The sequence below is a fragment of the Nocardioides sp. cx-173 genome (assembly GCF_021117365.1).
Taxonomy (GTDB): Bacteria; Actinomycetota; Actinomycetes; order Propionibacteriales; family Nocardioidaceae; genus Nocardioides.
In genome coordinates this window covers 3,415,881-3,437,643 of record NZ_CP088262.1, presented here as the reverse complement: position 1 = coordinate 3,437,643, position 21,763 = coordinate 3,415,881, and the positions used below count along the sequence as shown (strand labels likewise).

Here is a 21,763-nt window from a genome sequence, read left to right as displayed (position 1 = left end):
CGGAGCCCCGTTATGCCTGAGAAGCGCGCCATCAAGATGCTGCACGACCGCATCCTGTGTGAGCTGGACGATGACTCGGGAGAGCGCCGCTCCTCCGGCGGCATCGTCATCCCCGCCACCGCCGCCATGGGGGCACGCCGCCTGGCGTGGTCCCGGGTCGTCGCCGTCGGTCCGCAGGCCCGCGCGGTCGAGGCCGGCGACCGGGTCCTGTTCGACCCCGAGGACAAGGCCGAGGTCGAGGTCCACGGCGAGGTCTACGTCGTCATGCGCGAGCGCGACGTCCACGCCGTGGCGGCCGACCGCCTCGCGGACGAGACGACCGGGCTGTACCTGTAGGCCAGGTGTACCTGTAGGCCAGGTCGCTCGCGCGGTCAGTCCGAGTTGGGGTCGAGGGTCCGGCTGCGGTCGGGCGCGAAGCCGTGCGCGATCCCCCACAGCACCGCCTGCGACCGGCGCGTGACCTCCATCTTGCGGTAGGCCGTGCGCACATAGGTCTTCACCGAGTTGATGCTGAGATAGCACCGGTCGGCGATCTCCTGGTTCGAGAGTCCCTGCGTGATGAGCGCGATGACCTCTGCCTCACGCACGCTGAGGCCGTGGTCGACGCCGGGCCACCGGCCGATGGTGTCGACCGCGTCGCCGTTGGTGTCGAGGCCGGCGGTCACCGTGGTGCCGGCGTGGACCGCCTCGATGCTCTTGACGAGCTCCTCGGCGGTGAGCGCCTTCGACAGGTAGCCGGCCGCACCGCGGGCGAGCGCGCGATCGACGAGCTCCGGCTGGACGTTCCAGGTGAAGATGACGACCTTGGCGCTGCCGCCGGCCACCAGCTGGTCCAGGTCGACGGCGTCACCCTGGGCCTGGCCGAACGTGTCGTAGAGCAGCACGTCCACGTCGCTGACGACCGGTAGCCGGGAGTCCAGCTCCACGACCTCGACGCGGTCGCCGTGAGGCGCCAGCGCCGCCGCGACGCCGTGGACCACGATCTCGTAGTCGTTGACGATCGCCAGGCGGATGGGTGAGGACACGGGCGTGAGTTTACGCAGGATCGCGGTGTTCGGGGTCGGGCGAGTCGCCCAGGAGTGATGCGGCGCTCTCGTAGGAGCGCCAGAGGTGCTTGGCGAGCAGCCTGGTGGCGCGGGCGCCCTGGCGCCCGTCGATCGCCTCCAGGATCTGCGCGTGCTCGCCGGCGGCCTCCTGGGCGCGCTCGGGCTGGCGGGCCGAGCGGGCTCGCGCCAACGAGATCCGCGTGTGGACGTCGGTCCAGGTGCGCAGCAGGGACTGGTTGCCGGCCAGCTCCACGAGACCGTGGTGGAAGTCGAGGTCGGAGGAGTACGGCAGGTCGTCGTCCGGCGCTGAGCTGGCCAGGGTCGCCAGCGCGGCGATCTGGTCGGGAGTGCGTGGGCTGCGGCCCGCGCAGGCGACGCGCACGGCGAAGCCCTCGAGCGCGCTGCGCAGCTCGTACAGGTCGCGGAGCTCGTCGGCGTCGACGGCCGTCACGAACGCCCCCTTGTGCCGCACGATCTGCAGCAGGCCCTCGCTCGCCAGGCCCTGGATGGCCTCACGCAGCGGCCCTCGGCTGATGCCCAGCTCCTCGGCGAGGAGGACCTCGTTGACCCGGTCTCCGGGCGCCAGACTCCCCTGGAGCACCAGGTCACGTAGGGCGCTCTGGGCCAGGTCGCGCGCCGTCGTGAGGCGAAGCCGGCTCGTCGACGGGGGCGCGGTGGGCTCGGTCATGCCTCGCCTTCCGTGACGGCTCACCCGGGTGGGGGACTGGCGGCGGACGGTAGGGCAGGCAGTCCCCTTCCGTCAACGTCGCGGTGCCGATGTGGCACTCAGTGCGAGGCAGGACTGTTGTGAACTGGAAACTGTTGACAGTAATTCGGGCGCGTGACACGTTGCACACGCCGGCGGCGTTCTACACCTCAGCGCCCGGCACACCGGCGCGCCCGCATGGGCCCGCCCCGGTCGAGCAGCCGGCAGGTCACCCCCGCCGGCCGCTCCGCCTACCCCTGCATCCGGAAGTCGGAGGAGAAATGGCCTCTCAGGTCAGCGTCACCAGTCTCAACATCACCTACACGAGGTCCGGCTCCGAGCCCACCGTGGCCATCGAGGACCTCGACCTCGACATCCCGGCGGGCACGTTCTTGTCGATCGTCGGCCCGAGCGGGTGCGGCAAGACCACCCTGCTGAAGAGCATCGCCGGCCTGGTGCCGGCCACCCGCGGCGAGATCCGGATCGGCGACGAGCCGCTCACGGGCCCGCGCGCGGACACCGGGATCATGTTCCAGGCCCCGACCCTGCTGCCGTGGCTCACGGTGCTCAAGAACGTGCTGCTGCCGATCAAGATCAAGCGCAAGGTCACGCAGGCCGACAAGGACAACGCGCTGCGACTCCTGGACCGCGCCGGGCTGGCGGGCTTCGAGAAGTCGCTGCCCAACCAGCTCTCCGGCGGCATGCAGCAGCGGGTGTCGCTGTGCCGGGCCCTCGGCACCAAGCCCTCGCTGCTCCTGCTCGACGAGCCCTTCGGGGCCCTCGACGCGATGACCCGCGACCAGATGAACCTGGATCTGCACAACATCTGGGCCGCCGACGCCCCCACCACGATCCTCATCACCCACAGCATCTCCGAGGCGGTCTTCCTCTCCCAGAAGATCGTCGTGATGTCGTCGCGCCCCGGACGGGTCCTGGACGTCATCGACGTGCCGCTGCCCGACCGTCGCGACGCCTCGGTGATGGAGATGCCCGAGTTCGCCAGCACCAGCGCCCGGATCCGGGCGTACTTCACCGAAGGAGCGCCCACGCATGCGTCGGCTTGAGTTCTCGCGGCACGTCGCGCCGCTGCTGCTGTTCGCCGCAGTCCTGGCGGCCTGGCAGTTCCTACCCGGGGCGCTGGGCATCCAGCCGTTCATCTTCCCCAAGCTGAGCTCGGTCCTGGAGTCCTTCACGTCGGCCGAGCGGCTCGAGGTGATGTACGAGAACTTCAAGGTGACGCTCGGCGAGGCGATGGCCGGGCTCTTGATCGGCGGCACGGTCGCGATCATCCTCGGCTTCCTCCTCGGCACCTCCGACACCGCTCGGCGGCTCTTCTACCCCTACCTGATCGCGCTGCAGGGCGTCCCCAAGGTGGCACTGGCGCCGCTGCTGCTGATCTGGTTCGGGTTCGGCGCCACCTCCAAGATCCTCCTGGCCGGCCTGCTGTGCTTCTTCCCGCTCCTGATCAACACCATGAGCGGCGTCAACGGCGTCGACCCGTCGCGAGTCGAGCTGTTCAAGTCGATGAACGCCTCCCGGATGCAGATCTGGAGCCGGCTGCTGTTCCCCACGGCCCTGCCGTCGATCTTCGCGGGCATCGAGCTCGTCTCCGTCTACGCGACCCTCGGCGCGATCGTCGCGGAGTTCATCAGCGCCCAAGCAGGAGTGGGCGTCCTCCTGCAGAACCTGCAGCACTCCTATGACACCGCCGGCATGTTCGCCGTCTTCCTGGTGCTCTCGGTCATGGGCGTGGCAATCAACCAAACCGTCCGGCTGATCCGCCGGCGGGTCATCTTCTGGGAAGGGTGAACACCACCATGCTCGACAAGACAACCACGAGGCGCGGAGGTCTGCGACGTTCGCGGACGCTGCTGACCGTGCTGGCACTGGCTGCCTCCGTCTCGCTGGCCGCCTGCGGCTCCGACGACGAGGACGACTCGGGCCTGACCAAGGTGACGCTCGGCGTGCCGCTGCCCGCGATGGAGATGGGCTACGGCAACCTCGCGCTGGCCGAGGTCGAGGGCTACTTCGAGGACGAGGGCATCAAGATCGAGGCCCAGTTCGTCAAGGACAGCAGCGGCGTCCTTCAGGCGCTGTCCGCCGGCAACATCGACATCGGCTCCACCAACCCCGACGCCGCCCTGGCGGCGCGCGACAAGGGCCAGGACGTCGTCATGGTCTACAACTCGACCCGCACCTCGATCCAGTACTACGCCGTGCTGCCGGACAGCGACATCGACTCGGTCGAGGACCTGGAGGGCAAGACGATCGGCGTCTCCAGCCTGCAGTCGGGCGCGAAGACGACCTCCGACCTGGCGCTGGACTTCGCCGGCATCGACCCCGAGTCGGACGTCACCTACGAGTCGGTCGGCGTCGGCGCCCCCGCGCTGGACGCCCTGCAGCGCGGGCGGATCGACGTGCTGATGCTGTGGACCGCCGCCTACGCGGAGATGGAGAGCCTGGGCGTCGAGCTGGAGTACATCAAGCCCGAGAGCACCGAGAACCTCTTCTCCACCGGCTTCGTCGTCGACCGCAAGTGGGCCGAGGACAACCAGGAGATCATCGAGGGCTTCGGGCGCGCCTGGGCCCGCTCCACGCTGCACATGATCAACAACCCGGTCGAGACCGTCGAGGCGACGTGGGAGCAGTACCCCGCGACCAAGACCGGCGAGAACGACGCGGAGAAGCTCGCGAAGATCCTCGAGGCCGGGTTCCCGAACAAGTACCAGGGTGACCCGAACACCTACGACAAGTGGGGCTCCTACGAGGAAGAGGCCGTCGAGCTCTGGACCCAGGTCGCCGTCGACGGCGGCCTCACCGAGAGCAAGGTCGACGCGGCCGATGCCTACACGAACGACTACGTCGAGGCCTACAACGACTTCGACCGCGCCGAGCTGAAGGGCTGAGGCTCCGCACCACCACGCACACCAGCTGAACGAGGAAGGGCCGGCGGATCCCGCCGGCCCTTCCTGCATTTCGCCCACGTCGGACACGCAAACGACCTGGTCATCGGCAATCATCCCGGCCCCAGAGAACGCCATCGTCGATGCGTCGCGGTGACCGCCACCTGACGCAATCGTGAGACGCGAGCCAGTGCTCCGTGATTGCATCCGGAAAACAACGGACACCAGATCGGACCAGCAATGAAGAAGGCATTAGGCGTGCTCGTGCTCGCCTTCGCTCTTTCGCTTAAGGAGAGTCCCGGGGAGTGGTGGGGTTTGAGGGCTGGCGGCGAGGCGTGAAGACGTAGACGGCCATCGGCGGGATCTTCGGTGTGTATCGACCAAGAGACACATTGAAGGAGAGCCACCGATGGCCTTGCCACAGTCTGCCCTGTCCGAACTCCTCGAGGCGTTCCGTGCCGGTGATGGCGCCGATCTGGTCCGCGACTCGGTCCGGGTCGCGCTTCAGGAGTTGATTGAGCTCGAAGCCGCCGAACGGATCGGTGCCGCACCGTATGAGCGCACCGATGGCCGCGTCACTGAGCGCAACGGCCACCGGCCGCGGATGCTGACCACCAAGGCCGGCGACGTCGAGCTGCGGATCCCGAAGCTGCGCAAGGGGTCGTTCTTCCCGATCATCCTCGAGCCCCGCCGCCGCATCGACCAAGCGTTGTACGCGGTGGTGATGGAGGCCTACGTCCACGGCATCAGCACCCGCAGCGTCGACGACCTGGTCGAAGCGATGGGCGGGGCCGGGATCAGCAAGTCCGAGGTCTCGCGGATCTGCGCCGGCCTGGACGAGACCGTCGGCGCGTTCCGCACCCGGACTCTGGATCACGTCGAGTTCCCCTACATCTACCTGGATGCGACCTACCTCCACGTCCGCAACGCCCCGGGCAAGGGCGGCCAGGTCGTGTCGATGGCCGTCATCGTCGCCACTGGCGTCACCGCGACCGGCGAGCGAGAGATCCTCGGCCTGGACGTCGGTGACAGCGAGGACGAGATCTTCTGGCGCAGCTTCCTGCTCAGCCTCAAGCAACGCGGCCTGGCCGGGGTGCGGCTGGTGATCAGCGACCAGCACTCCGGCCTGGTCAAGGCGTTGAAGCGGGCCTTCCAGGGTGTCGCGCACCAGAGGTGTCGGGTCCACTTCGCCCGCAACCTGCTCGCGCACGTGCCCAAGGGCCAGGCCGAGCTGGTGGCGACTGCGTTCCGGATGATCTTTGCCCAACCCACCGCCGAGGACGTCCACGCGGCGTGGGACAAGACCCGCGACGAGCTCGCCGCCCGGTTTCCCAAGCTCGGGCCCCTGATGGACGACGCGAAGGCCGAGGTGCTCGCGTTCACTGCGTTCCCGCGCGAGCACTGGCGCAAGATCTGGTCCACCAACCCCCTCGAGCGGGTCAACAAGGAGATCAAGCGCCGCTCCCGGGTCGTGGGCATCTTCCCCAACGCCGCCGCGGTCATCCGCCTTGTCGGGGCGGTGCTGATCGACATGCACGACGAGTGGATCGCCGGCGACCGCCGCTACCTGTCCGAGGGGTCTATGGCCAAGCTCTACGACACCAGCGATACTGACTCCGTCGCCGCCATCGAGAGCAGCGACGTGTAGGCACTGAGGATCACCTCAAAGCCCACCACCCCGCGGGGCTCTGTCTTCGCTTACTGCCACCGCCTGCGAGATACCCGAAGACGAAGGCACCACAGCAGCAGACCGGAGCGAGGCGAACAACAAGGACAAGAAGCAAGGCGCAGCCAAGGGCAAGAAGAGTGACGGCCCCAAGGAGACCACCGCCCAAGAGAACGCGCGCGAGAGCGCGGAAACTTATCTCGATACGAGCGCCTTCTCGCGTGACGGGTTGATCAAGCAACTCAAGTTCGAGGGCTTCTCACAGAAGGACGCCGAGTACGGTGTCGACGCCCAGAAGGCCAACTGGAAGAAGCAGGCCGCCGCCTCCGCCCAGACCTATCTCGACATGAGCTCATTCTCACGAGACGGCCTGATCCAGCAGCTCAAGTTCGAGGGCTACACCCAGGAACAGGCCGAGTACGGCGCGACGCAAGTCGGTCTCTAGAGACAGGGAAGCCACAAGGGCGCCGGTGGTGGCACCGTCTCCATCGAGCGCACCCAGGGTCATTAGGAGCTCGTCGCGGGGTCTAGACCACGCGGACCAGCCCAGGAATGCGAGCTTCGCCGGCGCGGGCGCGATTGACTTGCCGGCCCGCTCGCCGGACCTGGTGGCAGGCCAGTTGCAGAGCACTAGGCGTACGAAGGTGCATACGACGGGGAGCGTGCCACCGAACTGGTAGGTGCTTGGGCATCCTGCGGTTGGAGCCTGCGCTGCACGAGTACCAAGGGCCTCATGTACGGACTGGGGGCCGCCCTCATCGTCGAGATCACGCTGGGGTTGCGCGGCATTGCCAGGATGTCCTGCTGCGTAAGGAGAACTACGAGGGGCGTGGCCGCTCCTGCCCAGACAGTGCGTGCGGTTCGTCAACAGCTCGAGCAGGAAGTCGCCGCGTGTGGGTGGGGGCGCAGAGCCGGCGGGAAGTTGCCCGGCGAAGCGCCCCCTGCCGGTCAGTGGATAGGGGTGTGGCGGTACGGCATCAGGGACTCCAACCCCGAACCCGGTGATTAAGAGTCCGGTCGACCAGGTGTCGGGCGATGCCGATGCGTGATGTTTCCGCAGGTCAGAGCGGTTCGGCGCGCGGGGTCGTGTCAACTGAGGTTGCTCGCGGCTGGCACCTCTTGGAGCATCCGTGAGCAAGCTGTGAGCATCTGGTCCTGCGCACTGGCATCCCCTTCGGGCAGCTTGTGCGGACTGAGCGCTCCACGAGTGCGCGCAAACCGCCACGATGGGCGCATGGTCTACGTAGCTCTCGCGGTCTCTGCTATGGCGCTCTGCTTCACCGTCGGGTCCTTCTGGTGGCTCCACGCTCGATCAGGCCCGCTTGTCACGTACGAGCCAGGGGCGTACGCGGCCTCCGTGAGTAGCGACGTATCGGGGATCCGACTGCCGCTCGCGCTTCACAACACTGGGGCGGCCGCCGTGGTTGTTCTCGCGCTGAGGATGAGATTCACCGAGCACGGAGAGACGCTCGATTGGGACTGTACGCGCAAGACACTCGAGTTGCGCGGCGACGACGTCGAAGACGCGCCGCGGCCGTTCAGCATCTCCGGCCGGAGCGTGCACGAGTTCATCCCGGAGTTCGTCGGCACCCTTCCGGGTGTGGTGCCTGAGCCGCGCGCGTACCGGGTGATGGTGGAAGCGCGGACGTCCCATCGAGAGGGCTGGACGTGCCTGCTGGCCTTCGACCTCCAGTTCGGCAACCTGGTCCACCCGCGGCAGAGTGTCGTGTACTCGAACCGCGCTGACTACCTCGATGAGCAGCAACGCGCCGACGGCGCGAAGGAGCTCCACACGTTGCGTCGAGAGATCGGGCGCACGCCGAACGGGTGAGACCCCCGGCGAGGAAGGATGTTCGCCGGGGTCTCGTGCCGCGGGTTCCACTCCCGCGGCGGACCGATGCGCTGACGGCCGGTGGTCCGCCACGGACGCCGGCCATTCGCTCGAAGCATCGGGGTCTGTGTTATCGCGCACCGGTTCGCTCAGGACGCGGAGCGGGCGACCTGGGGACGGCATACCTCGACCACGACCTCGTGCTCGCTAGAGAGGACGAGAACCCGCTCGCGCCGGACGGTGTGACGAAGCGGTTCGCAGAGATCGTGGAAGACGCGGGGCTCCGGCGTATCCGCGTGCACGATCTGCGCCACGGGCGAGCGTCGCTTCTGCTTCCAGCCGGCGTCGACATCGCGGTCGTGTCGAGGTGATTGATCACAGCTCGCTCGCGATCACCGCAGACACGTACTCGCATCTGTTGGAAAACGTCGGTCGGCAAGCGGCCGACGCAGCCGACGCGCTGATCCCACAACGGCCGCGTGAGCAATCCGTGAGCATCGGGCGGCCCGGAGAGGACAAAGGGCCCCACCCCCGGCGAGGGGGTAGGGCCTGCGACCTGCGGTGATGGTGGTACGGCATCAGGGACTCGAACCCCGAACCCGCTGATTAAGAGTCAGCTGCTCTGCCAATTGAGCTAATGCCGCGCGGTGAAGCGACGCTGACATTACCAGCGGCGGGACCGCGGGAAAAATCGAGAGGGGTTGTCGGCTCAGAGCATGGCGAGCACGGCCTGGGCGGCGTTGTGCCCGCCGAGCCCCGACACCGCGCCGCCGCGGCGGGCGCCGGAGCCGCAGAGCAGGACCGAGTCGTGGTCGGTCTGGACACCCCACTGCTGGGCGGGGGTCTCCATGCGGGCGCGGCTGGAGGCCCAGGGCCAGTCGAGGTCGCCGTGGAAGATGTGGCCTCCGGGCATGGCCAGGTCGCGCTCGACGTCCTGGGGGATCTTCGCCTCGATGCACAGAGCGCCGTCGGCGTCGCGGGCGACGCACTGCTCGATCGGCTCCTCGAGGTGCTCGTCGAGGGAGGCGATCGCCCGGCGGACGGCCAGCGCCTTGACCGCCTCGGGGTCGGCGTCGAACAGCGAGGCCGGGGTGTGCAGCCCGAAGTAGGTGAGCGTGTGGGTGCCCGGGGCCTCGTCACCGAGGATGGAGGGGTCGGTGAGGGAGTGGCAGTAGACCTCGCCGGGCAGCGAGCCGGGCATCTGCCCGCGCGCCGCCTCGGCGTACGCCGACTCCAGCCGGGTGAGGTCCTCGCCGAGATGCAGCGTGCCGGCGAAGGCGACCGCGGGGTCCATGCCGGAGCGAAGCCGGGGGAGGCGGTCGAGCAGGAAGTTGACCTTGAGCTGGGCGCCCTCGGGCTTGTTGGCCTCGTCGGCGGGCTCACCCAGCAGGATCCGCAGCACCCAAGGCGCCACGTTGGCGAGCACGAACCGGGCGCTGACCGTGTGGCTCGTCGCGCCGTCGTGCCAGGTAACGTCGGCGCCGCCGTCGTACGGGCTGATGGCACTGACGCCCGCGCCGGTGAGGATCTCGGCGCCGGCCTCGACGGCGACCCGGTGCAGCTCGCCTGTGACCGCGCCCATGCCGCCGACCGGGACCCGCCACTCACCGGTCCCGTTGCCGATCAGGTGGTAGAGGAAGCAGCGGTTCTGGACCAGCGAGGGGTCGTGCAGCGAGGCGAAGGTGCCGATCAGCGCGTCCGTGCCGACCACGCCCCGCACCGTGTCGTCGGCGAAGCGGGACTCGATGGTCGCGCCGATCGGCGTGGTCACCAGGTCGCGCCAGATGCCGGGGTCGACCCGGTCCCGCACATCGCCCTCGGTGGGCAGGGGCTGCAGCAGGGTGGGGGCGACCACGTGCGCGAGCTCGGCCACGTCGGCGTAGAACTCCCGCCAGGCGGCGTACTCGTCCTCGGAGCCGGTGAGCTCGAGGAACGAGCGCCGCGTGGCCTCGCCCTCGTCGTGCTCGACGAGCAGGCCTCCGGGAGTGCCGTCGCGCAGCACCGGCGTGTACGACGCGGTCTCGCGCGACACCAGCCTCAGGTCGAGCCCGAGGTCGTCGATGACCTGCTCGGGCAGCAGGGAGACCAGGTAGGAGTAGCGCGACAGCCGGGTCCGGTGGCCAGAGAACGCCTCGGCGGAGACGGCGGCGCCGCCGGTCTGGTCCAGCCGCTCGAGCACCAGCACCGACAGTCCCGCACGTGCCAGGTAGGCGGCTGAGACCAGGCCGTTGTGTCCGCCTCCGACGACGACGACGTCGTACCTGTGCTCCCGGGAGTCCATCGGGAAAACCTACGACACGGTGGCCGGCGACTCAGCAGCGCTGGTGGGCATTGGCGATTTCCCGGCGGGGAGGCACTACGGTGCTGGAAGATGCTCTCGGGTGAGTTCGCCTGGGAGGGGTGGGACCAGGTGCCGAAGTCCTGGACTGTGCGCGTCGCGGCCGTGGTGCTGCTCATGGCGGTCGCCGGGCTGGTCGCGGTGTGGGGGGCCCCCGAGGGTGGCCGGGTGACCGGCATCTGGCCGGCCGGCCTGGCGACGGGTGCCCTGCTGCTGGCGCGCCGGCGTCTCACCGGCCTGCTGCTGGTCGCCATCTTCACCGTCGCCCTCGGCACGGTCTGGCTGCCCTCGCTGGTGAGCGACAACGGCCGGCCCTTCGGCGTCTCCCTGGGCTTCGCGCTGGGCAGCGCGCTGGAGGCCTGGATCGTGTCTCGGCTCTTCAGCGACGGGCGCGACCCGCGACCGCACCTGCGCTCGGACGCCGACCTGCGGCGCTACTTCTACTCCGTGGCGGCGGGTGGGGCGGTGGTGGCGGTCGCCGGGTTCCTCACCGCGGTGGTCACCGACTGGGGCGACCCGGGCCTGGTCGCGGCGTCGATCGCCACGGCCCACGTCGCCTCGAACCTGGCGCTCATCCCCTTCTTCTGCCGGCTGCCCAACCAGGAGTCGATCGCGTCGCCTGGGGAGCGCATCTTCCAGTGGCTGACCATCGTCACCGTGACGCCGGCGGTCTTCCTGCCCGACGACTACCCCTCGCTGGTGTTCCTGGCGGTGCCGGTGCTGGCCTGGGGCGCCCTGCGGCTGAGTCCTCGCGAGGCGCTCGCGCAGATGGTCGCGGTGCTGGCGTTCGCCATCGTCATGACCACCGCAGGCACCGGCCCGTTCGCCGACGTCCCCGAGCGCTACGGGATGTCGGTGGACGCCCGCGGACTGATGCTCGCGGCGTTCGCCATCGTGTGCGCGACGATCGTGGTGCCCCTGATGATCCGGGTCGGCGACCAGATCGCCTCGGCCCGGGAGGCCAAGGCCGAGCGAGACATCGTGCAGCGGATCGTCGACGGCGCCACCGGAGTCGCGATCGTCGGCTCCGACGAGGCCGGGCGGATCACTCTCTACAACCCGGGCGCCCAGCGACTGCTGGGCTACGAGCGCTCCGAGGTGCTGGGCCAGCACTCCACGATGTTCCACACCCGGGCCGCCATCCGGGACAAGGCCCGCGAGTTCGGCGTGCGCGACGACGTCGTCGATGTCGTGCGGGAGCTGACCAAGTCGGGGGCGGCCGGCACCCTGATCCGCTTCCGGCGCAAGGACGGCGTGGAGCGCACCCACGCGATGACGCTCTCGCGCCTGACCGACGACAAGGGTCGGACGACGGGCTACGTCAGCACCTCCGAGGACGCCACCGACCAGCTGGAGGCGCAGCGCGCCCTCGAGGAGGCGCTCGAGGTCGAGCGGCAGGCGGTGGAGCGGCTGCGCGAGGTCGACACCGCCAAGGACGCATTCGTCTCGAGCGTCAGCCACGAGCTGCGGACTCCCATGACCAGCATCCTGGGCTACCTCGAGATGCTGGGCGAGGACGCGTTCGGGCCGCTGAGCGACGACCAGCGCAACGCGGTGCGCCGGGTCTCCTCCAACACCCATCGGCTGCTCGGCCTCATCGACGACCTGCTGACGCTCTCGCGCGTCGACAACGACGGCTTCGACTACGTTGACCGCGTCTTCGACCTCCGAGAGGCCGTCCAGGCGGCCTACGTCGTCGTCTCGCCGTCGTGGGAGGAGCGCGGGCTGCAGGTGTCGCTGCGGCTCCCCGACGAGCCGGTGCCGCTGCTGGGGGACCGCGACATGATCGAGCGGGTGGCCCTGAACCTGGTCAGCAACGCGGTGAAGTTCACGCCCGGCGGCGGGTCCGTCGACGTCGACCTGAGCACGGCAGGGGACCACGCCGACCTGGTCGTCACCGACACCGGGATCGGCGTGCCGGAGCAGGAGCAGGCGCAGCTGTTCGACCGCTTCTTCCGCTCCACCCTGGCCCAGAAGCAGGCCATCCCGGGCAGCGGCCTCGGGCTGTCGATCACCCGGGCCATCGTCGAGAAGCACGGCGGTGCCGTCTCGTTCACGTCCCAGGCCGGCGAGGGCACGGTCTTCCGGGTTCGGTTGCCGATCGTCGTCTAGGCGGCTGGGGGTTAGGGTCACCGCACCATGGCTCGCTTCTACCGTGACGCGTACGGCGTACCGCATGTCCGGGCGCAGACGGTCCAGGACCTGGCCCGCGGCCAGGGGGAGATCACCGCGCGGGACCGGACCTGGCAGCTCGAGTGGCTGCGCCGGCGCGCGAGCGGCACGACCGCCGAGGTCTTCGGGAGCAGCGCGGTCGGGTGGGACCGGCTCGCGCGCCGCACCCTCCTCGCGCACACGGCCCGGCGTGCCCACGCGGCGCTGAACCAGGAGACCCGGGCGTTCCTCGCGGCGTACGTCGACGGCGTCAACGCCGGGCTGCGCACCGACGTGCACGAGCTGGAGGTGCTGGGCCTGGCGCCGGAGCCTTGGGAGGAGTGGACCCCGCTGGCGGTCTTCCTCGCCCAGCACCTGCTCTTCGCCAACCTCGGCGGCAAGCTGTGGGCCCAGGCCGCCCGCGACGCACTGGGCCCGGACGCGGCGCTGCTCTCGCACGAGGGGCCGCAGAGCAGCGGCAGCAACGCCTGGGCCGTGGGGGGCGCCCGCACCCGGTCCGGCCTGCCGCTGATCGGCGGCGATCCGCATCGCGTCATCGAGGCGCCGGGGATCTACCAGCAGGTGCGCCTGGCCTGTGAGGACCCCGACGACCCCTTCGACGTCGTCGGGCTGGCGTTCCCCGGAGTGCCGGGGGTGCCCCACTTCGGCCATGCCGGGGACGTCGCCTGGGCGATCACCAACGCCTGTGCCGACTACCAGGACGTCTACGCCGAGCCGACGCCGTACGACGTCGTGGAGCGGTGGACCGAGACCGTGTCCGTGCGCGACGGCGAGCCGGTCGAGGTCGAGGTCGTCGTGACGCCGCGGGGCCCGGTCTTCGAGGACGGGCTCAGCCTGCGCACGGCGTCCGGGGTGCTCGGCGACCTGGGCTTCGACGCGATCCTGCCCCTGCTGCGCGCCCGCACCGTCGACGACGTGGACCGGGCCCTCGACCACTGGGTCGAGCCGGTCAACAACGTGGTGATCGCGGATCGGGCCGGTGTCGTGCGCTACCGCATCGCCGGGCGCGTGCCGCTGCGAGACGACGGCAACCGCCGCGGCGTGGTGGCGCCGGGGCCGGACACGGAGTGGGACGGCTGGCTCGCCGAGACCAACCGCGTCGACGTCCCCGTCGACGGCCAGGTGGTGACCGCCAACGAGCGCCGCGGCCCGGAGAGCGACGCCGTCGGGACGGTGTTCGTGCCGCCCTACCGCGCCGAGCGCATCCGCGCGCTGCTGACGGGGCGCGACGGGCTCGGCCCCGAGGACTTCGCGGCCATCCACGACGACTCGCGGCTCGCGACCGTCGCGATCCTGCGCACCCTGGTGCCCGGCGCCTTCGACGGCTGGGACGGCGACATGCGCGCCGACTCACGCGAGGCGGGTGCGTTCGCCGCCTGGCGCTCCGCGCTCGTGCGGCGGATCGCCGCCGAGCCCGTGTTCACGCCGCTGCACGAGTCGCGCCACGACCCGGTCCTCCGGTCCTGGCTGGACGTCACCGCCCGGATCGCGCTGGCGCTGCCGAGCCTGGTGGCGCACGGCACGCCGTACGGGATCGACCTGGCGCGGCACGCCCGCGAGGCGCTCGCCGAGACCGCCGGCGTCGACGCCACCTGGGGCGAGACACACGTGGCGACGCCTGTGCACGCGTTCGAGGCCCACGGGCTGGTGCCGCCGCCGCTGCCGGCGCTGCCGGTGAGCGGCGACAGCGACTGCGTGCGCTGCACGGGCTCGCTGCCGGGCATCACCGACGAGGCCTTCCGCGGGTCCGTCGCGCGCTACGTCTGGGACCTGGCCGACCGGGAGGCGAGCGCCTGGGTGGTGCCGCTCGGTGCCTCCGGCGACCCCCGCGACGCGCACCACCACGACCAGCTGGCGCTCTGGGCCGACGGCCGGCTTGCGCCCGTCGTCACCGACTGGGCCCGACTGACGGAGGAGCCGTGACCGCACGCGCCAGCGGGTTCCTCGGCCGCGCCGAGGCCAACCCGGTGTTCGCGGCCCTGTCAGTGCTGCTCCTCGTCGGCGCGGCGCTGCTGCTCCTCGCCGCGGCCGAGTCCGGGTGGTGGCTTGTGTGGTGGCTCGCGGCGGTGGCCGGCGCGGCCGGGTTCCTGTTCCTCGCCCTGAGCGGGGCCGGCCGCAACGCCCGCCGTCGCATCGCGTGCCACGGCGGCGTCGTCACCGTCAGGATGCGGCGAGCGTTCCCGCTGGCGGCAGCCGGCTTCACGCTGGTCATGGCCGCGCTCTTCGCTGTCAGCGCCGCGCGGGAGGAGGAAGCGCTGGTCAGGGTCGTCGCCGTCGGATGCGGACTGCTCTTCGCCGCCGCGATCCCCGACCTGGTGCGGGCGGCGGCCACGGGCGGTCAACTGACCTTCGACGCCCATCGGATCCGGGTGCGCTCCTGGGGCAGCGAGTCGGCCGTCGACTGGGCGGACGTGGAGGACGTCGACGTAGACGTCACCCTCCCCTCCCGCCCCGCCGTGCGGATCCTCACCCGCTCGCCGGCCCCCAGCCTGAGCGTGCGCCGCCGCCGCCTCCTGCTGCCGCTGGAGCCCCGGTTCCCCGAGGGGCAGATCATCGTCCCGGCGCTCGCGCTGGACGAGCCGTGGCTCCTGGCCGGGCGCCTCGCGACCCTGGTGGGCCTCAGCCCCGAGCACCGCGAGCACCACCTGACGAGTCATACGGTGACGCTGTTGACCGGCAGCGCCTGACGGGCGTGCTCCGAGGACAAATGGGGAACCATGTGACGTAGGTCTCACCCATCACCTGTTCGGAGGCACCGATGGACCACGGCACGACCAGTCCCCTCGCGAGCCCGGCGCTCGACCGCCGCGCGATCCTCAAGACCGCCGGCATCTCCAGCCTCGCGGTCGCCGCAGCCGCGTCGTCGGCGGATGCCGCCACCGCACCGGGGCGCGGGCCGACGCCCTGGAGCCTCGACTTCTCCGTCGTGCGCCGGCAGCGCCCGGTCGACCTGGTCGCCCGCGGCTTCGAGCAGCTGCGCGACCGCTTCGAGGACCGGAGCCAGCGCTACGAGCGGCTCTCGCCCACCGGCCGACCCGGCCGGGTGCGGCTCCAAGGCGGGCACCTCAAGGTCACGGGCACCTCGTTCTTCACGCTGTTCCGCTCCACGACCCGCCAGGTCGCGCCGTACGCCGCCGTCGTGGTGGACGTGGCGCGCGGGGGGACCTCGCAGGGCACGGTGATGAGCGGCCTGGTCAAGGACGCCGACAACTACGTGGTCGCGTGGTACGACCAGGCCGCCGGCAGCGTGGGCCTCGACGTGTCCGTCGGCGGGGAGGTCCAGACCCTGGCCACGGCCGAGGCGAGCCTGCAACGGCCCTTCCAGCTCGGCTTCGGCCTGACCAGCACGACCGTGGTCGCGCTGGTCGACGACGGCTCTGGCTTCCGTCCGCTGGCGAAGGGCAACCTGACGGGCATCGTGGACCTGCGCCGGCCGGCGGCGCTCGCGCAGTGGCGCAACGGCTTCGGCGTCCGCGCGCCGTCGGGCACGGTCGTCCTCGACGGAGTCACCGCCGGCTACTTCGGCCAGCTCGGGCTGCGCGACCCGCACCTCGTGACCCGCGCCGACGGGACGCCGTACCTCAAGGACGGCAAGGCCTACCTGACGTTCACGCAGGCCGGGCTGGGCTTCTTCGAGACGGCCCACTGGGGTGTCTGGACGATGGACGTGCGGACCTTCGAGCTCACGCAGGTCGCCAACCTGTTCTTCCAGCGCGACGGTGAGCGCACGGTGCTGGGCGACCACGCCGGCCACATCGTGTTCGACGACCGGTCGGACCGGTGGATCATCGCCAACAGCACGTGGGGCGACTTCACCGGCGAGAGCGTGCAGGTCAACTACGTGACCCTGCCGGAGCGCCGCAGCCCCCTGCGCGGCGTGCACGTCCTGCGCACGCGCAAGCTGCCGCTGCCGGTGGCCCAGCTGCCCTCGGCCGCGGTCGGCCAGTGGGACCCGCATCTGACCCGGATCGGGCGGCGCTGGTACGTCGCCTTCGTCAACGCGCGCGCGTTCTTCAACTTCTATCCCGCCCTGGCCCGCAGCGGTCCGGGGGAGGACTTCACCGACCTGCGGCTGGTCGGCGCGGACGACGACAAGGTCGAGACCGAGGGGACGGTGCTGCAGAAGTTCGGCGAGCGGTGGTACGTGCTCGCCAGCAACGGCGACGCCTCACCGGCCGCGATCCGCGGGCAATACCCGGTCTACGACCTCACGATGAGGCAGGTGGGACGCCTGGACGCGCCTCACCCGACCAACATCCCGTGGCCGATGGTGATCCCGGTGCCCCTGCGCAACAACCGCACCCGCTGGCTGATGGTGACCTTCAACGGCACCCAGCTGAACGAGGAGCTGCTCGGCTACGGCACGCACGGCGACCTGATCGTCATGCGCGCCGACCGGACGACCTACGGGCACCAGTTCAAGCCGCTGCCCCGCTGAGCGCTCAGGGCTCCTCGATGACGTGGATCGCGGCCTCCTCCGCGCTGGCGCCGGCGCCGTCGATCCCGACGTCGTCGGCGACCGCGGCGGGCTCGCGGTCCTCGTGCGCGCCCTCGTCGGGGGCCACCAGCCGCCCGGCACGGGCCTCCCCGACGGTGTCGTCCGTGGCGTCGCGGTCGAGGTCGGAGCCTTCGAGCTCGGCCTGCTCGTAGGGGTCCGGCTCGGGCACCTCCTGCGCGACCCGCTGGTCGAGGGTCTCGCCGAGGCTCTCCTCGAGCGGGGTGTTGCCGTAGCCCTGGGCGGCCGACCACTTCTCGGGCGGGCTGTAGCCCTCGTCGAGCGGCTCGACGAGTCCGCGGTCGTCGACCAGGCTGTCCCCTTCGCCCTGCGGCTGGTCCTCGTCGTCGACGCTGTAGCCGTGGTAGTTCTCGTTCTCGCCCGACGGCTCTGCGGCGTCGATCCCGGTGTCACCGTTCTCGGTCATGAGGTCTCCTTCGTCGATGCGGATGCCCCATCCCGTTACCCACGTGGTCGTCGGGCTACGCGCCGGCCGAGCCCTGGGGCCCGGATGCAGCGAGCCCCTGACCGTGTCGTGCAGGTCAGGGGCTCGCGGTGTGCCATGGGGCACCTGGGGTGAGTAACGGGACTTGAACCCGCGACATCCGCCACCACAAGGCGGCGCTCTACCAGCTGAGCTATACCCACCAGGTCGATCCTGGTCGTGCGAGGAGCACTCCCGGGATCAGAGAGGAGTGTAGACGGATCAGGCCCCGGGGCTGGAATCGGGCTCGGCGATTCCGGTGAGCGAGCCCCCGTGGCGCTCCGCGATCGGGCGCAGCGTGGCGGCGTCGGGACCGGGGGAGGGGACGAAGACGGCCTCGCGGTAGTAGCGCAGCTCCTCGATGCTCTCCTGGATGTCGGCCAGCGCCCGGTGGTTGCCGCGCTTGGCTGGCGCGCCGAAGTACGCCTTGGGGAACCACCGCCGCGCCAGCTCCTTGATCGAGGAGACGTCGACGATCCGGTAGTGCAGGAACGCGTCGAGGTCCGGCATGTCGCGCGAGAGGAACAGCCGGTCGGTGGAGACGGTGTTGCCGGCCAGCGGCGGACGGCTGCCGTCGGGGCAGTGATCGCGGATGTAGGCGAGCACCTGCTCCTCGGCCTCGGCCAGCGAGATGCCGCCGTCCAGCTCCTCGAGCAGGCCGGACTTCTCGTGCATGTCGCGCACGAAGTCGATCATCTGGTCCAGCGCCTCGGAGGGCGGCTTGACGATGAGGTCGATGCCCTCGCCGAGCACGTTGAGGTCGAAGTCGGTGACCAGGGCCGCGACCTCGATCAGCGCGTCCGCCCTCAGGTCGAGCCCGGTCATCTCGCAGTCGATCCACACCAGTCGGTCGTTCACACCACCAACCCTAGACCGCAGGAGGTCCCGCGCAGTCGGGACCTTCGCCTCTCAGTCTCGACTCAGGGTGACGGCCTAGCCTCGAGGGGTGAAGGAATGGCTCGGATTGGGTGCGCGACTGGTCACCGGCGGGGTCTGGATCTACGCCGGCGCCGTCAAGCTGCCCGACCCCTACGCGAGCGTGCAGGCGGTGCGGGCCTACGAGCTGCTGCCGTCCTCGCTGGCGGAGGCCGTCGGCTACCTGCTGCCGCCGCTGGAGGTCGTGGTCGGGATCGCGCTGGTGCTCGGGGTGCTGACCCGCGGCGCCGCGGTCGTCTCGGCCCTGCTGTTCGTGGCGTTCATCGTCGGCATCGCCTCGGCGTGGGCGCGCGGCATGGAGATCGACTGCGGTTGCTTCGGTGGCGGCGGCTACGACCCCGATGCGCGCTCCAACTACCCGTGGGAGATCGCGCGTGACTCCGCCCTGCTCCTCGCGTCCTGCTACCTGGTCTGGCTGAGGCGCTCGCGCCTCGCGCTGGACTCCGTGCTGTTTCGCCGTACGACGATGTCCGCTGTAGGAGGCTGATACCCCGTGTCCAAGTCCACGAAGACCGTCAAGTCGCAGGCCCGCCAGGAGCGCGCGGCGGCGTTGCTGCGCCAGCAGCAGGCGGCCGAGCGCCGGCGCAACATCATGGTCGTCGGCGCGGTGGTCGTCGCGATGGCGCTCATCGTGGGCGTGCTCTTCTTCATCAACGCCTCGCGGGACTCCTCCGACGACATCGACGCCGCGCCCGCCGGCGCCAGCGAGTGGGGTCTCACGATCGGCGACGCCGACGCGCCGCACGAGGTCGTGATCTACGAGGACTTCCTGTGCAGCTACTGCGGCCAGCTCGAGCGGGAGTCCGGCGAGGACCTGAACCGGCTGGCCGAGGCCGGGAAGGTGCAGGTCGAGTACCGGCCGTTCAACCTGCTCGACAACGAGTACTCCATCGGGGCCGCCAACGCGTTCGCGGTGCTGCTCGAGGAGTCCGGCCCCGAGGTGGCCAAGAAGTTCCACGACCTGGTCTTCGAGGACCAGCCCTCCGAGTCCAGCGGACTGCCGGGCAGCGACTGGCTGCTCGAGAAGGCCGTCGAGGCCGGCGCCGACGAGGACGCCGTCAAGGCGGGCATCGAGGGCCTCGAGAAGCAGGAGTGGGTGGACGGTGCCACGAAGGCCGCCGGGGACGCGGGCGTCAACAGCACCCCGATCATCCTGCTCGACGGCGAGGTCTTCCAGGACGGTCGCACGATCGAGGAGATGACCGAGAACCTGGTCGCCGAGCTCGAGTGACCTCGGTGGCGCCGGGTGGTCGGTCGGGTGGCTCGGCTGGCAGCATCGCGGGATGACCCACGACTTCATCGCGCGGCTGCCCAAGGCGGAGCTGCACGTCCACCACGTCGGCTCCGCCTCGCCGCGCATCGTCAGCGGGCTCGCCGAGCGGCACCCGGGCACGGTGCCCTCCGACCCGGACGCGCTGCGCGCCTTCTTCGAGTTCCGCGACTTCGCGCACTTCATCGAGGTTTACCTCGCCGTGGTCGGGCTGATCCGGACGCAGGAGGACCTGCGCTACCTCACCTACGAGGTCGCCCGGGAGATGGCGGAGGGTCAGTCGCTGCGCTACGCCGAGCTCACCTGCACGCCGTACACGTCGGTGGCGGCCGGGATCCCGATCGAGGCCTACACCGAGGCCATCGAGGACGCCCGGCTGGCGGCCGAGCGCGACTTCGGGCTGGTGCTGCGCTGGATCTACGACATCCCCGGCGAGTCCGGGCTGCCGGCCGCCGACGCCACGCTGCGCTACGCGCTGGACCACCGCCCGGACGGGCTCGTCGCATTCGGCCTCGGCGGTCCCGAGATCGGGGTGCCGCGGCCGCAGTTCGAGCCGCACTTCACCGCCGCCCGCGCCGCCGGCCTGCACTCGGTGCCCCACGCCGGCGAGACGACCGGCCCGGAGACCGTCTGGGACGCCCTGAGGCTGCTCGGCGCCGAGCGGATCGGGCACGGGACCTCCGCGGCGGCCGACCCGGCGCTGCTGGCGCATCTGGCCGAGCACCGGATCCCGCTCGAGGTCTGCCCGTCGTCCAACCTCGCCACCCGCGCCGTGGCGAGCCTGGGGGAGCACCCCCTGAAGGCCTTCGTGGACGCCGGCGTCGTCGTGACCATCGGCTCCGACGACCCGCCGATGTTCAACACCACGCTCAACCGCGAGTACGAGATCGTCGCCGACCTGCTGGGCCTCGACGACCGGGGCGTCGCCGACCTCGCGCGCACAGCGGTCGAGGTGTCGTTCGCGCCCGACGACGTGCGCGAGCGGGTGCTCGCCGAGATCGAGGAGTACGTCGCCGCCCCCCGGGTGAGCAGCCCCCGGTAGCAGTAATGAGGCCCCGCACTCTCATACAGTGCGGGGCCTGCTCCGTTCTATCGCGGCGCGGTGAGCGGACCGGGGACCTCGGGGCGTGTCGCCACGAAGTGCTCGTGTCCGCCGGCGAAGTGCGCCAGCACCCGCCCGGTCAGCGTGGGGCCGCGCTCGGCGCGGTGGGGCAGCCTGCCGACCTGGCTGGCGTGGCACTGGATGGCGGCGGCCTTGGCGTCGCGTGCCTCGGGGGTCAGCGTGAGGCGCACCATCTCGTCCCAGGGAGCGGCCGCGGGGAGTCCCTGGCTCCAGAACTGCACGGGGTACTCCACCAGCGTCGCGCCGGAGGCCGCCGCCGCCGCGGCGGCAGCCCGGCCGGCGGCGTCGTGGTCCGGGTGGCCATCACGCCGCCAGGGGGCGGCCACCAGGGTCGCGGAGGCGTCGCCGAGCAGCTCGGTCAGCGACGCGGTGACCTGCACCTCCGAGGCGGCGACCCCGCCGTCGGGCGCCCCGAGGAAGACCAGCGGGCTGTCGGGGGCGAGCCGGGCCAGCGCGTTCTCCATCTCCGCCAGCCGCATGGTGGCCAGCGCGTGCCGGGTGTGAACCGGGGACGGCGAGGACTGCGAGGCCTCGCCGGCGGTGAGGAGCACGACGTACACGGGGATGCCGCGCGCGTAGGCCGTCGCGATCAGGCCACCGGCGCCCAGGCTCTCGTCGTCCGGGTGGGCCGAGACGACGACCAGCCGCCGGAAGCTGGACAGCTCCAGCTCGGGGACCTGGGCGTAGTGCTCGTGGGAGCGCCACTCCGCGGAGGTCGTGGGGGCCCGCACTGGGCCAACCTAGGAGTTGCGCGCCAAATGACGCTTCCTCCCCGTGGGTGAAATACCATGCG

Annotated in this window: 21 protein-coding genes and 2 tRNA genes; 15 read left to right on the top strand and 8 right to left on the bottom strand. The window is 70.7% G+C overall.

What is annotated here, in order from left to right; all coding sequences use genetic code 11:
• Positions 1 to 12 precede the first annotated feature (12 nt).
• Positions 13 to 336: a GroES family chaperonin gene (locus tag LQ940_RS16765; protein ID WP_231244782.1), complete on the top strand. Its 324-nt coding sequence runs from the start codon at positions 13 to 15 to the stop codon at positions 334 to 336.
• Positions 337 to 371: 35 nt separating this feature from the next.
• Here LQ940_RS16765 and LQ940_RS16760 read toward each other — a convergent pair whose 3' ends face one another.
• Entirely contained in the window at positions 372 to 1,025 is a 654-nt protein-coding gene (locus tag LQ940_RS16760; RefSeq protein WP_231244783.1) for a response regulator transcription factor, read from the bottom strand.
• 10 nt (positions 1,026 to 1,035) lie between these two features.
• Positions 1,036 to 1,734 carry a GntR family transcriptional regulator gene (locus LQ940_RS16755; RefSeq protein WP_231244784.1) on the bottom strand — a complete coding sequence of 233 codons (699 nt, stop codon included), beginning with the start codon at positions 1,732 to 1,734 and terminating at the stop codon, positions 1,036 to 1,038.
• A 299-nt stretch (positions 1,735 to 2,033) separates the two neighbouring features.
• On the opposite strand from LQ940_RS16755, the gene LQ940_RS16750 reads away from it, so the two are divergent.
• The 7 genes from LQ940_RS16750 to LQ940_RS21890 all read left to right on the top strand — a co-directional run bounded on the left by LQ940_RS16750 (position 2,034) and on the right by LQ940_RS21890 (position 8,523).
• Positions 2,034 to 2,816 (top strand): ABC transporter ATP-binding protein, encoded by a 783-nt coding sequence (locus LQ940_RS16750; protein ID WP_231244785.1) that lies wholly within the window; start codon positions 2,034 to 2,036, stop codon positions 2,814 to 2,816.
• Positions 2,803 to 3,561 (top strand): ABC transporter permease, encoded by a 759-nt coding sequence (locus LQ940_RS16745; protein WP_231244786.1) that lies wholly within the window; start codon positions 2,803 to 2,805, stop codon positions 3,559 to 3,561. Before LQ940_RS16750 ends, LQ940_RS16745 begins: the two co-directional genes overlap by 14 nt.
• A gap of 8 nt (positions 3,562 to 3,569) precedes the next feature.
• Positions 3,570 to 4,658 (top strand): ABC transporter substrate-binding protein, encoded by a 1,089-nt coding sequence (locus LQ940_RS16740; RefSeq protein WP_231365039.1) that lies wholly within the window; start codon positions 3,570 to 3,572, stop codon positions 4,656 to 4,658.
• Positions 4,659 to 5,064: 406 nt separating this feature from the next.
• Positions 5,065 to 6,303, top strand: coding sequence for an IS256 family transposase (locus tag LQ940_RS16735; RefSeq protein ID WP_231245225.1), 1,239 nt, complete (start codon positions 5,065 to 5,067; stop codon positions 6,301 to 6,303).
• Positions 6,304 to 6,343: 40 nt separating this feature from the next.
• The gene (locus LQ940_RS21790; protein WP_269215172.1) at positions 6,344 to 6,766 is read left to right on the top strand and encodes an Ltp family lipoprotein; all 423 of its coding nucleotides are present in this window, start codon (positions 6,344 to 6,346) and stop codon (positions 6,764 to 6,766) included.
• A 789-nt stretch (positions 6,767 to 7,555) separates the two neighbouring features.
• Complete coding sequence (locus LQ940_RS16725) at positions 7,556 to 8,152, top strand: hypothetical protein (protein WP_231245161.1); 597 nt, start codon at positions 7,556 to 7,558, stop codon at positions 8,150 to 8,152.
• Positions 8,149 to 8,523 carry a tyrosine-type recombinase/integrase gene (locus LQ940_RS21890; protein WP_442939773.1) on the top strand — a complete coding sequence of 125 codons (375 nt, stop codon included), beginning with the start codon at positions 8,149 to 8,151 and terminating at the stop codon, positions 8,521 to 8,523. Before LQ940_RS16725 ends, LQ940_RS21890 begins: the two co-directional genes overlap by 4 nt.
• A 197-nt stretch (positions 8,524 to 8,720) precedes the next feature.
• Here LQ940_RS21890 and LQ940_RS16720 read toward each other — a convergent pair.
• Both LQ940_RS16720 and LQ940_RS16715 read right to left on the bottom strand, forming a co-directional pair.
• A tRNA-Lys gene (locus LQ940_RS16720) sits at positions 8,721 to 8,796 on the bottom strand.
• A 65-nt stretch (positions 8,797 to 8,861) separates the two neighbouring features.
• Complete coding sequence (locus tag LQ940_RS16715; RefSeq protein ID WP_231245162.1) at positions 8,862 to 10,433, bottom strand: phytoene desaturase family protein; 1,572 nt, start codon at positions 10,431 to 10,433, stop codon at positions 8,862 to 8,864.
• A gap of 90 nt (positions 10,434 to 10,523) precedes the next feature.
• Here LQ940_RS16715 and LQ940_RS16710 point away from each other — a divergent pair, with 90 nt between their 5' ends.
• The 4 genes from LQ940_RS16710 to LQ940_RS16695 all read left to right on the top strand — a co-directional run bounded on the left by LQ940_RS16710 (position 10,524) and on the right by LQ940_RS16695 (position 17,100).
• Positions 10,524 to 12,602, top strand: a complete 2,079-nt coding sequence (locus LQ940_RS16710) for an ATP-binding protein (protein ID WP_231245163.1) — start codon at positions 10,524 to 10,526, stop codon at positions 12,600 to 12,602.
• Between the two features lie 27 nt (positions 12,603 to 12,629).
• Positions 12,630 to 14,585, top strand: a complete 1,956-nt coding sequence (locus tag LQ940_RS16705; RefSeq protein WP_231245164.1) for a penicillin acylase family protein — start codon at positions 12,630 to 12,632, stop codon at positions 14,583 to 14,585.
• Positions 14,582 to 15,349 carry a hypothetical protein gene (locus LQ940_RS16700; protein WP_231245165.1) on the top strand — a complete coding sequence of 256 codons (768 nt, stop codon included), beginning with the start codon at positions 14,582 to 14,584 and terminating at the stop codon, positions 15,347 to 15,349. Before LQ940_RS16705 ends, LQ940_RS16700 begins: the two co-directional genes overlap by 4 nt.
• Before the next feature lie 71 nt (positions 15,350 to 15,420).
• Positions 15,421 to 17,100 carry a hypothetical protein gene (locus LQ940_RS16695; protein WP_231245166.1) on the top strand — a complete coding sequence of 560 codons (1,680 nt, stop codon included), beginning with the start codon at positions 15,421 to 15,423 and terminating at the stop codon, positions 17,098 to 17,100.
• Between the two features lie 4 nt (positions 17,101 to 17,104).
• Here LQ940_RS16695 and LQ940_RS16690 read toward each other — a convergent pair whose 3' ends face one another.
• The 3 genes from LQ940_RS16690 to orn form a co-directional block, all read right to left on the bottom strand.
• Positions 17,105 to 17,584, bottom strand: a complete 480-nt coding sequence (locus tag LQ940_RS16690; protein ID WP_231245167.1) for a DUF5709 domain-containing protein — start codon at positions 17,582 to 17,584, stop codon at positions 17,105 to 17,107.
• A 145-nt stretch (positions 17,585 to 17,729) separates the two neighbouring features.
• A tRNA-His gene (locus tag LQ940_RS16685) sits at positions 17,730 to 17,805 on the bottom strand.
• Positions 17,806 to 17,863: 58 nt separating this feature from the next.
• Positions 17,864 to 18,499, bottom strand: a complete 636-nt coding sequence (gene orn, locus LQ940_RS16680) for an oligoribonuclease (protein ID WP_269217215.1) — start codon at positions 18,497 to 18,499, stop codon at positions 17,864 to 17,866.
• Positions 18,500 to 18,587: 88 nt separating this feature from the next.
• Between orn and LQ940_RS16675 the strand changes: the two genes are divergently transcribed.
• From LQ940_RS16675 to LQ940_RS16665, 3 genes are read left to right on the top strand one after another with little or no spacing between them, the layout of a single operon-like run.
• Positions 18,588 to 19,064: a MauE/DoxX family redox-associated membrane protein gene (locus tag LQ940_RS16675; RefSeq protein WP_231245168.1), complete on the top strand. Its 477-nt coding sequence runs from the start codon at positions 18,588 to 18,590 to the stop codon at positions 19,062 to 19,064.
• Positions 19,065 to 19,070: 6 nt separating this feature from the next.
• Positions 19,071 to 19,808 carry a DsbA family protein gene (locus LQ940_RS16670; protein WP_231245169.1) on the top strand — a complete coding sequence of 246 codons (738 nt, stop codon included), beginning with the start codon at positions 19,071 to 19,073 and terminating at the stop codon, positions 19,806 to 19,808.
• Positions 19,809 to 19,860: 52 nt separating this feature from the next.
• Positions 19,861 to 20,889 carry an adenosine deaminase gene (locus LQ940_RS16665; RefSeq protein WP_231245170.1) on the top strand — a complete coding sequence of 343 codons (1,029 nt, stop codon included), beginning with the start codon at positions 19,861 to 19,863 and terminating at the stop codon, positions 20,887 to 20,889.
• Positions 20,890 to 20,936: 47 nt separating this feature from the next.
• On the opposite strand, the gene LQ940_RS16660 is transcribed toward LQ940_RS16665, so the two are convergent.
• Complete coding sequence (locus LQ940_RS16660; protein WP_231245171.1) at positions 20,937 to 21,701, bottom strand: PIG-L deacetylase family protein; 765 nt, start codon at positions 21,699 to 21,701, stop codon at positions 20,937 to 20,939.
• Between the last annotated feature and the right edge of the window lie 62 nt (positions 21,702 to 21,763).